Origin of the sequence: Vibrio gazogenes (assembly GCF_002196515.1) — a bacterium.
GTDB classification, from domain to species: Bacteria; Pseudomonadota; Gammaproteobacteria; order Enterobacterales; family Vibrionaceae; genus Vibrio; species Vibrio gazogenes_A.
This window is the reverse complement of record NZ_CP018835.1, coordinates 554281-569184: the sequence shown is the minus strand read 5'-3', so window position 1 is coordinate 569184 and position 14904 is coordinate 554281. Positions and strand designations below refer to the sequence as shown.

Sequence of the window (14904 nt, the reverse complement as noted above, 5' to 3'; positions counted from 1 at the left end):
GATGTTTTTTGCAGCAGTTTGTCGTGCATTTAGTCAAGGCAGGTCATGTGAAGTGTAGCGCTCTACATGAACCATGACCTAACGCTGGATAAATGAGCGACAAATGCTGCCCAGAGGGTTCATCTGAACGTGTCTTGCTCTTTGTTGCGGGTCATTTGCTTAGGATACTAAGCGGTATGCCGCGCGCCGCGATCAATACCCGTTCAGATTGAACAAAATTCAACCACGAAAGGTCAACAGCCCCTAGTATAGAATATGCTTTAACCGCGAATTTTAGACTGCTGATTCAGTAATAGCAATCAAAATGAAACACTCATTCCACTCAACGGCTGAATCATCGATCCACATGAAGAGCTAACATGATGCTACGGCTCTTGTTTCGATGGTTCAGCAACGGTCGCTTCCTGATTGGCAACCCAGTTTTTCAAATAGTGCCAAAACCTTCCCAATGTCTCATACCAATATTTTTCTGTTTGTTCGAGATAAATCGCCTTAGGGGCATATTTTATCCACGGTTGCGCTATATTTTTATAGGACAGGTAGTTGGTCGGTGCCGGGATCGGATTGAGTCCGGCAGATTGAAACTCGTGCAATGCGCGATCCATATGACTGGCAGAGGTGACGAGCACCAACTTTCGTGGTCCGACAAAACTTGCGGCTAACTGGGCTTCTTCCCACGTATCTTTGGCACTTTCGAGCAATACGATATCTGATTTTGCCACGCCGAGAGATAAGGCCACTCTTGCTAACATCCGAGCATGGCTGAATCGGGTACCACCCGCATATCCGGAAAGAATCAGGCGAGAGCCCGGATACATCCGCATAATCCGGATCCCCTCGGTGAGTCGTACTAGCGCTGAGCGACTGAGCTGAGATGTCGGTGGGAGTTGATCATCGACGATATGACCACTACCGAGAACCATGATGTAGTCAATGCTACCCTCAACGGGTAAAAAGGCTGAATACTTACGTTCCAATGGTGCGAGAAGACGATCTGACACGGGTTGAAATGATGCTAGAAACAGCAACGTATAGGAGAATAGAACAATCAGGCAACCGGTTTTCCTTTTTGTTGAAAACATAATCATCATGAGGCCAATAAAACCAATGATGAGTAAGGCGGGAAGGGGCATCATTAATGCAGCTATGATTTTTTTAAGCTCAAACATATAAAAAATAGTCCGAAAAAACAGCAATTGAGATTAAAAACGAATAATCCTCTTTATTCCTGCCATTCCTATGACAGAATAGCAGCATGATTCGTTATCATAACTCAAGCTACTGTGACTGAAGATCGCAATTTCGACGATATTGCCCACAAATTTGCAAAAAATATATATGGCTCTGACAAAGGTATGATCCGTCAGACCATCGTGTGGGAAGATATTCAAACTATTTTAACATCATTTCCTCCGGAACAGCTGCCACTTTCGGTTCTGGATGCCGGTGGTGGGCTGGCACAGCTATCGCAGCGGCTCGCGATGCAGGGACATCAGGTGACATTATGTGATCTTTCTTCGGAAATGTTGCAGTTGGCGCAGACCGATATTGAAAAAAAAGGTCTGCTTGCGCAGTATCGCTTTGTCCATGCGGCAGTGCAGGATATGCAACAATATCTCACTGATCCGGTTGACTTCTTGATGTTTCACGCCGTGATGGAGTGGTTGGCCGATCCGAAGGATGCGCTGGAAAAACTACTGACTCAGGTTCGAAGCGGTGGCATTGCGTCTATCATGTTTTACAATCATCACGGATTAGTTCTAAAAAATGTTATATGCGGGAATATTCCTCATGTATTAGATGGTATGCCATATCGCAAACGATTTAAGTTGCAGCCACAGCAAGGCCTGAATCCAGAGGATGTCTATCAATGGATAGAAGCTTGTGGATTCAGTATTGAAGGCAAAAGCGGTATTCGCTCGTTCAGTGATTACATTGGTAATCGTCAGAATATGGGGGAATACACTGAAGAAGATGTACTGGCGCTTGAAAGGCAATTATGTCGGCAAGAGCCTTATTTATCTCTGGGTCGTTACATTCATGTATGGGCCAGAAAAAAGTAAAAATGATGGAAACAATGATAGACGAATTGGCGCAACAAGCCGAAGTACAACCAATCGATGAATTGGTTGGATGGGTCAGGCAGCATGACTTGTCTCTCAATCTGGATACCGAGCGACTCGCATTTTTGATTGCGATAGCCGTATTGAGTCGGGATCGATTTGATGACGAACTCGGTGAAGGGGAATTACATGATGCATTTGCGATCGTCACACGGTTATTTGATGAAACCGGTGAAGCATCTGCATTTCGGGCCAATAATGCGATCAATGAATTGGTTCATCAGCGGCTTATCCGACGTTTTACCAGTGAAGTGACCGATGGTGCGAGTATCTATCGATTATCACCGTTGGCGATTGGCATCACAGATTATTACCTGCGCCATCGTGAGTTTTCGAAACTGAAACTGTCGATTCAACTGTCGATTGTTGCGGATGAAATGGCAAAAGCCAAAGAAGCGGCTGAAAAAGGTGGTACGGAATCTCACTGGCAAAAGAATGTTTATGGCATCTTAAAATATTCCGTGGGCGAGATTTTTGATCAGATCGATCTCAATCAACGGGTGATGGACGAGCAACAACAAGAGATCAAAGAACAGATTGCCCAGTTGTTGAACAAAGATTGGCGTGATGCCATTCAGAATTGTGAATCGCTCTTGTCAGAGACATCATCGACGTTAAAAGAGTTGCAAGACACGCTCCAGACTGCCGGTGATGAAATGCAGACACAGATCCTTGATATTCAGGAATGTGTTTATGGTGAATCCGGACTGACGTTTATTGAAGAAACATTATTTCAGTTGCAGCTCAAACTCGATCGAATTATCAGTTGGGGTCAACAGGCTATTGATTTATGGATCGGTTACGACCGACATGTGCATAAATTCATCCGGACCGCGATTGATATGGACCAAAACCGAGCGTTTAGTCAGCGTTTACGTCAATCGATGAACGATTACTTCGAGGCCCCTTGGTTCCTCACTTTTGCCGATGCTGAGCGCTTCATGGATATGCGAGATGAAGCCTTGGTTCTCCGTGACGATGAAGTGACCGGACAAGTCCCCGAAGATGTTGAATACGAAGAGTTTCAACAGGTCAACGATGTACTGGCAGAACAGATCGGTGAGATGCTGATCGTGCATAAAGAGCAAGGTACACCGATTGATCTCGGCACCATTTTAAAGAATTACCTCACAGAACATCCAAAAACGCATCATTTTGATTTAGCCAGAATCGTGGTCGATCAGGCCGTCCGGTTAGGATATTCAGCGTCTGATTATCAGGCGATTCAACCGGATTGGCAGGCAATCAATGAATTTGGTGCAAAGGTACAAGCAAATGTCATCGACAGATATGAATGAATACATGCCAGAGAAACTGGTTAAAGCACTTTCCAATCCGTTATTTCCGGCACTGGATAGTTTATTGCGTGCCGGCAGGCATGTTTCCGGTGAAGATATGGATAATCACACATTTTTGTCTGATTTTGAGCCTGAGCTGGCCCAATTCTATCAGCGTTATAATACCGAGCTGGTACGTGCCCCCGAAGGTTTCTTTTATTTAAGACCGCGTTCCACATCACTGCTTAACCGGAGCGTATTATCCGAACTCGATATGTTGGTCGGCAAGGTGCTTTGCTTTTTATATCTCAGTCCTGAACGACTGGCCCATGAAGGGATTTTTACACACCAGGAATTGTATGAAGAGTTACTCACGCTGGTCGATGAGAAGAAGCTAATGCGGTTGGTGACTTTCCGGGCCGGTGGGTCGGATCTGGATCGGGAAAAGTTATTTGAAAAAGTCAGAACGTCCTTAAGAAAACTGCGCCGGATGGGCATGCTGGTCGTTCTGGGAGAAAGTGAAAAATTTCGGATTACCGAAGCGGTGTTCCGTTTTGGTGCCGATGTCCGTGTCGGTGATGACATGCAAGCAGCACAATTGAGACTGATTCGTGACGGTGAAGCGGTCATTCCTGGCCAAGACGTTCATGAAGTGGCGGAAGATACCGATGAGGCAGCAGCAGAAGCGACCTCATCAGAAGCATTAACAGGATTTGAAGGTGAAGCATGATTGAAAGAGGTAAGTATCAATCGCTGACCATGATCAACTGGAACGGTTTTTTTGCCCGTACGTTTGATATCGATAATTTGGTCACCACGCTTTCCGGCGGAAATGGTGCGGGGAAATCAACCACAATGGCGGCCTTTATCACCGCACTGATCCCTGATCAAAGCCTGCTGCATTTTCGTAATACTACTGAAGCGGGTAGTTCTCAGTCATCGAGAGACAAGGGATTACACGGTAAGCTTCAACCCGGCACCTGTTATGCAGCGTTGGACGTGGTCAACTCACGTAAACAGAGAGTATTGTTTGCTGTCAGGTTACAACAGGTTGCCGGTCGGGATAAAAAAGTCGATATCAAACCGTTTTTGGTGCAGGGAATCCCCAGCCATATCCGACCCACTGATATTTTGATTGAAACACTTTCCGATCAGCAGGCACGGGTTCGAACCGTCAGTGAAGTGAAAGAGGCTGTCGCAGGCCTGGAAGGGACACAGTTTAAAACATTTAGCTCAGTGGTCGATTATCACACCCAGATGTTTGAATTTGGCGTCATCCCGAAGAAAATGCGGTCAAGCAGTGACCGTTCTAAATTCTATCGTTTGATTGAAGCATCCTTGTATGGCGGGATTTCCAGTGCGATAACGCGCTCGTTGCGAGACTATCTGTTGCCGCAAAATGGTGGGGTGAAAAAAGCGTTTCAAGATATGGAAGCGGCACTTCGGGAAAACCGGATGACGCTTGAAGCGATCAAAACCACCCAAGCGGATCGGGATTTGTTCAAGCACCTGATTACTGAATCAACCAACTATGTTGCGTCTGATTACATGCGTCATGCGAATGAGCGCCGTAGTAAAGTTGAACAGGCACTGACATTCCGCCAGACCTTGTTTGGTGCGCAGCAAACCTTAGTCACGCAAAGTGAGTTGCTTACACGTGTGAAAGAGGAACTGGATGAACTGACAGCGCATGAATCGGCACTGGAACAAGATCACCAAAGTGCATCTGATTATTTGCAATTGGTTCATAACGCTTTGCGTCAAAAGGAAAAAATTGAGCGTTACCGAGACGATCTGGAAGAGCTGAATGAACGACTAGAAGAACAACTGATGGTGGTTGAGGAGGCGCAGGAACAGACGCATGAAGCTGAGTACAATGCCACGATTCTAGAAGATGAAGTCGATAGCCTGAAGTCGCAACTGGCTGATTATCAGCAGGCACTCGATGTTCAACAAACCAGAGCACTCCAGTATCAGCAAGCCGTTCAGGCACTCGAAAAAGCGAAAACAGCCCTGGGTGATGAAAGTCTGACGGCTGAAAATGCATCGCAGAAAATTCAGATGTTGAACCAATCACAACACGAGATGACTGAACGAGTTTTGCAACTGAAACATCGTCTGGATATGTCGGCCGCTGTCGCATCTCAGTTTGAGCAGGCATTTCAGTTAGTTCAATCCGTACTCGGTGATGTGACTCGCCAAACCGCCTATGGGCACGGTGTGTCACTGATTGAAAAATCGCGACAGTGCAACCAATTGATTGCTCAGGAAAACCAGTGGTATACCCGTCAAGGTGAAGTCTCCCGTCAATTAGAGCGGCAGAATCATATCGTCGCACTGGCAGAGGCCTACCAACAGGAACATCAGGAAAGTCTTGAGGATGAATCCGCGATCGATGAAGCGCGTGAGAAGCATCAAGAAGTGCTGGATGTTGTCGAAGAAGAGCTGATCGCACTGCGGGAATCTCGCAGTGATTTACGCCGCAATCAAGAAGATGTCCGGGCACAAATTCAGCGATTAGAACAAATTGCACCGCAATGGATTGTTGCGCGTAATGCGTTAGATGATTTGCGAGCACAGAGCGGTGAAGCGCTGGAAAACTCACAGGCTGTATTTTCTCATATGCAGCATACGCTGGAACGAGAAAAACAGCAGACATCAGAGAAAGAAAAATTAGCATTACAACGTCACAATCTTGAGCAAGACATTGAACGTCTGGCTTCTCCCGGAGGGGCCAATGATGCGCGGTTAAAATCACTGGCTGACTCACTCGGCGGTATGTTGTTATCTGAAATTTATGATGATATTACGCTGGAAGACGCACCTTATTTTAGTGCGATGTACGGCCCTGCCAGACATGCCATCGTCGTCTCTGATTTGTCAGAAATTCAGGCGCGTTTAGCCGAGTTGGATGATTGTCCTGAAGATGTATACATCATTGAAGGGGATGTCGATGCTTTTGATGACAGTTCGTTTGATGCCGATGAGCTTGAAGGTGCGGTATGTGTTCGCCTGAATGACCGTCAGATTCGTTATTCCCGTTTCCCTGAGATTCCTTTATTTGGCCGGGCTGCAAGAGAGCAGCGATTGGAACAATTGCGGGCGCAGCGGGACGACATTGTTGAGCTGCATGCCAAAGCGTCATTTGATGCTCAAAAGTGCCAACGTTTGTATCAGGCCTATCAGGCTTTTGTTGCTTCACATATGACAACCGTATTTGAAGCCGACCCGGAACAGGCACTGCAGACATGCCGTGAACAGTTAAATCAGTTTAGTCGTTCTTTGACTGAGTTGACCCATCAGGAACAGCAATTACAGACGCGACAACAACAGAGTAAAAACGCGTTATCAAGCCTTGAAAAGGTTGCCCCATTTGTTCACTTATTGGCTGATGACACATTACAGGATCAAGCCGGTGAGATTGAAGAAAGACTTGCGGAGCTGGACGAGGCCAAACGCTTTTTAACGCAACACGGTACGACCATTGAGCAATTGAGTCATTGTATCAATGCCCTCGAAAACGATCCGGAGCAGTTTGACGCACTGGAAAGTGAGTATCATGAGGCAGATCAACAGTTGCAGCAGGTGAAAACCCAAATCTTTGCGATCTCAGATCTGATTGAGCGTCGCCATCATCTACAGTATTCCGATGCCGTAGCATTGGTCAATCAGGGCGATGCTCTGAGTGAGCAGCTGAAAGAGAAATTACAACTGGCCGAGTCACAACGTAGTGCGGTAAGAGAAACGCTCAAACAGCGGCAGGGGCAGGTCAGTCAGTACAACCAAGTACTGGCCTCACTTAAGAGTGCACATCAGTCAAAACTCGAAACCGTGCGGGAGTTTGAGCAAGAGTTACAAGAACTGGGTGTACATACTGATGCGAGTGCACTGGAACGTGCAGAAAGCCGTAAGAATGAGCTTTATGAGCGTTTACATGTATCTCGACAACGGCAGAGTGAGCTGGAGAGAACGCGGACATCGACCGAAATGGAAATGACCTCGCTGAGCCGGCAACTGAAGAAGGTTGAAAAAGAGTATCGTGAGCTCAGAACGTTTATTGTGAATGCCAAAGCCGGATGGTGCTCGGTGCTGAGATTGGCACGGGAGCACGATGTTGAGCGACGGTTACATCGACGGGAACTGGCTTATTTGTCAGCTAGTGAACTGCGTTCCATGTCCGATAAAGCATTAGGTTCTCTGCGTTTGGCGGTGGCCGATAATGATACGCTGAGAGACGCTTTACGTCAGTCTGAGGATAATGCCAGACCGGAGCGTAAGGTGCTCTTTTATATCGAAGTGTATCAGCATCTGCGTGAACGGATTCGTCAGGATATTATTCGTACCGATGACCCGGTTGAAGCGATTGAAGAAATGGAAGTGGAACTTGGCCGGTTGACGGAAGAGTTGACCCAGCGAGAGTCACGTTTGGCAATCAGTTCTGAGTCGGTCGCCAGCATTATTCTCAAGACCATTCAACGTGAGCAAAACCGGATTCGGATGCTGAACCAAGGTTTGTCTAATATCCACTTTGGTCAGGTGAATGGTGTGCGTTTGAATGTCAAAGTGCGCGAAAGCCATGAAATGTTACTGACCGGATTATCGGAACAACAAGCGCAGCATCAAGACTTATTCAATAGCTCGCGTTATACGTTCTCAGAGTCGATGGCGAAATTATTCCAGCGGGTCAATCCGCATATTGATATGGGGCAACGTTCACCTCAGGTTTTAGGGGAAGAGTTACTTGACTACCGGAACTATCTGGAACTGAATGTTGAAGTAAACCGGGGCGCTGATGGTTGGTTACAGGCCGAATCTGGTGCGCTCTCGACAGGGGAAGCGATCGGGACTGGTCAGTCGATTCTATTGATGGTCGTGCAGAGCTGGGAGGAAGAATCCCGTCGGCTGCGCAGTAAAGATATCGTCCCGTGTCGTCTCTTGTTCCTCGATGAGGCTGCGCGTCTTGATGGCAAATCGATTTCAACACTATTTGAGTTGTGTGATCGGTTAGATATGCAATTGTTGATTGCCGCTCCGGAAAATATCAGCCCGGAAAAAGGCACCACCTATAAATTGGTGCGGAAGATTCACAAAAACCATGAACATGTGCATGTCGTTGGTTTGCGTGGATTCGGTCAGAATCATGCGGCTGAATCCGATGATCTGACGGCAGAAGCATCCTGAGGTTCGCTGAATTTATTACTGTGCAAATCATAAAAACCATCTGAAAACAGATGGTTTTTTTCGTTTGAGATGACGATATATCGGTTTAATCGATAGAAACCAATAATTGATCACCTTGCTTTTCAAGCGTTGCTTCTCCCTGAACCTGTGCTCTCGGGACATCTTTAACAATGATGTCTTTATCATGCCAGCCGTATTGATACAGATAAGGCTTGATATAGTGCAGTCTCAGGTTGGATAAATTCTTAAATGCATCAGAACCGGTGAGTTTGTAGAAGTAAGCACTGGTCTTGGTTTCATCCACGCTGACAATGATTTTTCTGAACTGCTGTGGTTGTTGCAGATAATTGTGGACATCATGTTCCGTCACCATTTCAGCAAACAGAATTCTTTTTTCGTTATAACCATAGTTATATTGATGCATCTGCCAGGCAAACGGGACAAATAATGTTACCCACAGCAGGGCTCTCCACCAGAAGTGAGGGACCAACAAAATCAGCATCGCCATTCCCAGAGGTAGGGTAATTCCGGAGCGAAGCGGTACTTTCACGCCTAGCGGAATCACGCTGGCATAGATGGAAAAGACCACCAGCAGAGCCACCAACGTGTATTTCAGATGATGCTTGAGTGCCCAGAGCAAAGTAATGGCGGCCGGAATATAGAACAACGGACTCAACGCTGCCAGATAACGGGCATTGCGTTCAAAATTTCCCGCACTCTTCGCAATGTTGGCGATAATACCGCTGATATCCGTCGATGGTGTTGATTTCCGCCACGACACAAACTCAATAAAGTGACCGGTGCCGTTCTGGAGCAGGGTATAGCCATAAACACTTAAATTTGCGACAGCGTAGCCGAGGACGTAACCGACAACCCAGAGACACAGAAATTGCAGCAGACTGCGGAAGTTTTCTTCATTCAACTGACGGATAAAGAGTAAAGGCATTAAGAAGTAGAATGCAGGATAGGTTGCAAACAACAAGATACCTGACATGAGCAAAATCACCGGACGAGAATAGCGGTCTTTGATGCAACTAAACAATGCCAGCATTAAGGTACCGGGGATCAGGGTCATCGGCCATTTGAACAACATGGTGAAATAGGGAACATTGATAACCAGCAGTGCAAAGCAGCAGGCGAGCCAGCGATCTTTCCTGACGCCCATGGCGACCTGATAGCCAAAAATGAAAATAAACACATTACATAAGATACCGGCAGCCACAGCAGGGACGAGGCGTAACGTGTCGAATAAAGCGAAATTAACCCAACGCCCTTCAGAGACAAATTTAGACACATAACTGTCCATGTAAGGCAGCGCATCATGTGCCACATTTTCTAACATCGATTCATGTAAATTGAATACGGTCCATATCAGACCAAATGCCAACATGCCCCATTTTAGCAGTGAGACAGTATCGAACGGATGGTATGGCATTGAGGGGGATGAAGCATGATTATTTATCATTTGTCCTCCGAGAAGAAAACACGGTGCGATAACCAAGGTAGTTGATGGTCATTGACACACCGATAGCAATAACCTGTGCAAAATAAACAAACATTGCGAGTTGTTCGACCAACAGATACAACACACAGGTACTACAGGCGAGTGATGATAGATTGATCAGACAGAATGGTAGTAACTGACCACGCCTCGCGGTACTTTTGAACACAAAGCTTCGGTTCAGTATGAAACTGATGAGCATTCCGCCTGCATAAGACAGAACCGATGCAACAATATAATAACCCAATAGCTGGTATAGAATGACGAATAGGATATAACTCGCCCCGGTATTCAAGACGCCCACGAGCGCAAAGCGGAGCGTTTGCTGGAATTCGGGGCGAATCCGGTTATTTAGCCACGGAATGTTTCTTGGTAGATTCAAGAGCTCTTCCTTTTTTCAGGATATAAAGCGGGCGACCTTTCGCTTCATTGTAAATACGAGCGATATATTCACCGAGTATGCCAATTGAAATTAACTGTACACCACCAATAAACAGGATCGCGACGAATAACGACGTCCAGCCGGAAACCCAGTGGTCGGTCATCATCCGAACATAAATCGAATATATCAGCATGGCAAAGGCAACACCGGAGCACAGGAATCCCATCATGATAGATAATTTCAGGGGTTTCACAGAAAAGGAAAGGATGCCATCCAATGCGAATTTGAGCATTTTACTCAATGGATATTTTGATTCTCCGGCGAAACGGGACGAACGTTCATAAAGAATCGATGTTTGGTTAAAACCGACCCAGCTCACCATGCCACGGATAAAACGCGCTTTTTCCGGCATAGCTGTCAGTTGATCAACAACTTGTCTGTCCATGAGCCGAAAATCGCCGGTATCGAGTGGAATCGGGACTTCTGATAAGCGGTTAAGCATTCGATAGAATAGCTTGGCTGAAGCAAGTTTAAAGGCTGATTCGCCCTCCCGGTGATCACGTGTACCGTAGACCACATCATACCCTTCCTCCCATTTAGCGATCATTTGCTCGATGAGCTTTGGTGGGTCTTGTAAATCGGCATCAATCAATACCACTGCATCGCCGGTGCTGGCATCGAGCCCCGCAGTCACGGCTTGCTGATGACCGAAATTACGTGAAAGAGAGAGCAGGCTCACCTGATGATATCGGCGGCTATGTGCCAGTAACTGTTGTTCAGTGTTATCCGAACTACCGTCATTGACAAAAATCAGCTCAAAACGGTAGTCGGGAATTGAATTGGTGACGGAAATTAGTTCTTTGACAGTGAAGTCAATCACTTCGCTTTCATTGAAACAGGGAACGATCACGGATATTTTCTTTTTCATATTCATAGTCTGTCACATTGCTCCATCATGGATAACGACATGCAATCAGGCTAGCAAGCGAATGTAAAAATCATGACAAAGTGAAGTGAAAAGATCGGCAGCCTTGAAGAGATGTCGTATGCCCCCTGATACTATCTCGTTTGAGCTTTCTATCACGATAGTATGCAGATAGGATCGGGGGCGGTGGTATTGAGTTTATTGGGTTAAATGTTGTGATGTCGCCGCAAAGTGCTGCATGGAATATTCAACGCGTTCTTGAGCGGTTAATGGTAATTCAGGTGAGCCAATATGTTCGATATGTCTGAGTCTGGGGAGCAAACCTGCACCATTCGCGATTTGAATGGCAAGACCAGGACGGGCATTGAGCTCTAATACCATCGGGCCTTTATTTTTATCCAGTACCATATCGGTTCCGATATAGCCTAAACCCGTCATTTCCCATGCGCGTGCGGCAAGTTCAAGCAGGCGTTGCCAGTGAGGTACATCCAGTTCAATTAATGCTCGTCCTGTATCGGGATGATGGGTGACGGGCTGTCCAAACTGAACAGCTCGTACCGCACGACCGGTCGCAATATCAATCCCTACACCAACCGCGCCCTGATGTAAGTTCGCTTTTCCATCCGATGCCCGTGTGGAAAGACGCATCATGCACATGACTGGGTAGCCTTTGAACACAATGACCCGAACATCCGGTACACCTTCATAGCTGAAGCCGTCGAAGCAGTCGTCAAACTGAATCAGATTCTCAATGATAGCCACGTCATTTTTCCCCCCGAGGGAAAAGAGGCCCGCGAGCGCATTACTGACATGTCTTTCCACATCTTCAGCACTTAATGTTGCACCGGAGGGTTTGACATAAACACCGTTCTGATGGGAAGTCACGACCAAAATCCCTTTACCGCCACTACCGCGGGCAGGCTTAATCACAAAACTTGGCCATTGCTGAACCAGTTGATGTATTTGTTTGACTTCAGATTGGTTGCGGATCACACCGATAAGCTGGGGCACGGTGCATCCGGCTTTTTCGGCAATGATTTTGGTTTGAAGCTTGTCATCAACTAGGGGATATTTAGAGCGATCATTATAACGACCAATATAGCTATGGTTACGCTTGTTCATCCCCAGAATCCCCTTATGCCTTAAGCGAAAAGGGGAGGTATATTTTTCGAAAATCATAGTTCATCTACCAGAGGTTTGAAGCGTTTTAATTCGCTGACACGATAGCCAGTATAAGTTCCCAGCAATAGAATGAGTGCCAACACAATGAGCTGTAACCCGATAAAATTAAACGTGAGATGCTGAACATATGAATTCGTCATTCCCAGATAAACGAGAATGGCTGTAAACAGCGACCCACCGCCTTGCAGGAAGACTTCTTTGGCACCGTCTTCTTCCCAGAGAATCGACATTCGTTCAATGGTCCATGAAAGAATAATCATCGGGAAGAACGTAATTGTGAGTCCTTCGGTAATCCCCAGCCGGAAGGAGAGCACCGTAAAGAGCGAAATCATCAGAATTACAGCGATGATAACGGCCGATATTCGGGCAACCAGTAACAGGTTGAGTTTGGACAGGTAACTTCGGATAAATAACCCTGTTCCCACAATTAATAGAAAACCGATAATACCTGTGAGCAATTGCGTCTGAACAAATGCCACAGCGATAAGAACTGGCATGAAAGTCCCGGATGTCTTGAGTCCGATAATGACGCGAAGAAAGACCACAATCAGGGCACCGATAGGAATCAACATGATGGTTTTAAACATCGCTTGCTCTTCTAACGGTAGGCTATGAATCGATAGATTAAGTAATCCGTCCGAATTGACTTTGCTGTTGGTGGCTTCCTGCGGTGAAACCTCGCGGGAAATCATACTAAACTGTACCCGGCTGTTTTTACCGCCGACCACATCAAGCAAAGAGACATTAGATTCATCCCATACTAACAAGTTCGGATGGTTGGCCTGTTTGCCAGTGTCCGGATTAAAGACGATCCAACGTTCCCCGTCCCAGACTTCATTCATTGGCTCTATACTCTGACGACGACGACCATCTTCCAGTTGCAGGACACCAACAATCTTATTGGGAATCCCTGAATATGAAAGCATCTTTTGCGTCGCTTTATATTTGGTCATTTGATTCAACAAGAGTTGCGCGTTCTGACTTTCTTCGTCATTCAGAGCCTTAATGAGCTCTCTGGTAAACGAAATGTCATCGGCTGAGCGTTCATTTGCCTGAGTAATCAGGGAAACAGCCGCTGCTTCTTCGGGACTATCGAACGTCGGGGGATCGACCGGGCCTTGGGGTGGTTCGGGACGTGATTTGGCCTCAGGGTCAACAAGAAACTGTGTTTTATAATAGATAGTCTGTGGACCACTGGCTCGACGAATCGACCATTCAGCCCGACGACTACCCGGAGTCGATTCAAGGTAAGATACCCCATACCCCGGTGAAGATGCGGATTCACTAATCAGCGTGAATCCATCTTGCGTGTATGGCGCGGCAAGGGAAACTTTTGCTTCTTTGCCCTGTGCATTAAATTGAATGCGCGCTTCAATTTCCCAGACCTGTCTGGTTTCACCGGGTGTCCAGGGAACACCATAAACCTGATGGCGAAAAATGCTTAAATAAATGCCGATCGCAATCAGCAGGATGATTGAAATATAAAATGGAATTCGGGAGGTCATGATCAATACTCACCAGATAATTATTTGGCCGTGGATTGAATGTACTTTTTACTCACATCCACCAGCGCAATATCGCGAAGGAATTCACGTCCCAATAAAATCGGGTGTGACATATGGGAGCGATCGGCAAGGGTAAATTCTGTCCGCTCACGAATATTCCCGACATTTATCCATAATTCAACAACGGCTCGTCGCTCGGTTTCCGATGTCGAAGCTTGTCGAATTTTGACATAACGTAATACCGGGGCTTCAATCCAGTTGTCCTTGGCTTCTTTTTTGGCGGCTTTGTTGTCAGCATTTTTCTTGTCTGCTGTTTTATCCGTATCGTGTTCATCTCGGCCAGATAAATGAAATCTAACCCAGTTTTTCCCATTTCTTTCAAACTCTTCGATATCGGTTGCGTCAAGAGAAGAGGTTGCAGCGCCTGTATCAACCCGGGCATCGAATGTTTGTTTGATCGATTCGATACTGATTCGCTCAACTTGACCAAGAACGACCTTATTTGCCGGCACAGGATCAGATGAAGCGAGATGTTGCAGTGATTGAGTTGAGTTAATCTCCTGCAGTGATGAATGCTGATAGTGATTTTGATTGAGTTTATGTATTTGCTGTTTTAAAGAAGAAACTTCATTCTCCAAACTATCGATGTAATCGACTTGATTACTGGATTGCAACTCCAGATTGGTCAGACGTTGGTTAATATTGCTTTCTGAACCATGAATTGCCGCGATTGTCTGTTGATGTAAGCTTCTTTCCTCTGTTGTGACGCATCCCGCTAGTGTGGATATTGCGGCCACAAGTGCAAGTCGTTTAAACATGAGTAACCTA

Annotated in this window: 11 protein-coding genes; 4 read left to right on the top strand and 7 right to left on the bottom strand. The window is 46.3% G+C overall.

The genetic code is table 11. From position 1 onward, the window contains the following. Nucleotides 1-365: 365 nt before the first annotated feature. On the bottom strand, nucleotides 366-1196 hold the full coding sequence (gene elyC / locus BSQ33_RS02515; RefSeq protein ID WP_198298137.1) for an envelope biogenesis factor ElyC: 831 nt from the start codon (nucleotides 1194-1196) through the stop codon (nucleotides 366-368). Nucleotides 1197-1283: 87 nt separating this feature from the next. Here elyC and cmoM point away from each other — a divergent pair, with 87 nt between their 5' ends. Genes cmoM through mukB form a run of 4 tightly spaced genes read left to right on the top strand, consistent with a single transcriptional unit; the run spans nucleotide 1284 to nucleotide 8581 of the window. Then, nucleotides 1284-2063 carry a tRNA uridine 5-oxyacetic acid(34) methyltransferase CmoM gene (gene cmoM / locus BSQ33_RS02510; protein ID WP_021019695.1) on the top strand — a complete coding sequence of 260 codons (780 nt, stop codon included), beginning with the start codon at nucleotides 1284-1286 and terminating at the stop codon, nucleotides 2061-2063. A gap of 14 nt (nucleotides 2064-2077) precedes the next feature. Continuing rightward, nucleotides 2078-3421, top strand: coding sequence for a chromosome partition protein MukF (gene mukF / locus BSQ33_RS02505; RefSeq protein ID WP_088134507.1), 1344 nt, complete (start codon nucleotides 2078-2080; stop codon nucleotides 3419-3421). Next, nucleotides 3399-4130: a chromosome partition protein MukE gene (mukE, locus tag BSQ33_RS02500; RefSeq protein ID WP_021019697.1), complete on the top strand. Its 732-nt coding sequence runs from the start codon at nucleotides 3399-3401 to the stop codon at nucleotides 4128-4130. Before mukF ends, mukE begins: the two co-directional genes overlap by 23 nt. Beyond that, nucleotides 4127-8581 carry a chromosome partition protein MukB gene (mukB, locus tag BSQ33_RS02495; protein ID WP_088133186.1) on the top strand — a complete coding sequence of 1485 codons (4455 nt, stop codon included), beginning with the start codon at nucleotides 4127-4129 and terminating at the stop codon, nucleotides 8579-8581. Before mukE ends, mukB begins: the two co-directional genes overlap by 4 nt. A gap of 85 nt (nucleotides 8582-8666) precedes the next feature. Here mukB and BSQ33_RS02490 read toward each other — a convergent pair whose 3' ends face one another. From BSQ33_RS02490 to BSQ33_RS02465, 6 genes are all read right to left on the bottom strand, one after another. Further along, entirely contained in the window at nucleotides 8667-10046 is a 1380-nt protein-coding gene (locus BSQ33_RS02490) for a hypothetical protein (protein WP_088133185.1), read from the bottom strand. Continuing rightward, entirely contained in the window at nucleotides 10036-10464 is a 429-nt protein-coding gene (locus BSQ33_RS02485; protein WP_021019700.1) for a GtrA family protein, read from the bottom strand. Before BSQ33_RS02485 ends, BSQ33_RS02490 begins: the two co-directional genes overlap by 11 nt. After that, nucleotides 10430-11392 (bottom strand): glycosyltransferase family 2 protein, encoded by a 963-nt coding sequence (locus BSQ33_RS02480; RefSeq protein ID WP_027694094.1) that lies wholly within the window; start codon nucleotides 11390-11392, stop codon nucleotides 10430-10432. The genes BSQ33_RS02485 and BSQ33_RS02480 overlap by 35 nt, the downstream gene beginning before the upstream one ends. Before the next feature lie 195 nt (nucleotides 11393-11587). Further along, nucleotides 11588-12568: an alpha-L-glutamate ligase-like protein gene (locus tag BSQ33_RS02475; protein WP_027694095.1), complete on the bottom strand. Its 981-nt coding sequence runs from the start codon at nucleotides 12566-12568 to the stop codon at nucleotides 11588-11590. Further along, a complete protein-coding gene (locus tag BSQ33_RS02470; protein WP_021019703.1) occupies nucleotides 12565-14076 on the bottom strand; it encodes an inactive transglutaminase family protein in 1512 nt (503 codons plus the stop codon). The genes BSQ33_RS02475 and BSQ33_RS02470 overlap by 4 nt, the downstream gene beginning before the upstream one ends. A 20-nt stretch (nucleotides 14077-14096) precedes the next feature. Beyond that, entirely contained in the window at nucleotides 14097-14894 is a 798-nt protein-coding gene (locus tag BSQ33_RS02465; RefSeq protein WP_021019704.1) for a RimK/LysX family protein, read from the bottom strand. Between the last annotated feature and the right edge of the window lie 10 nt (nucleotides 14895-14904).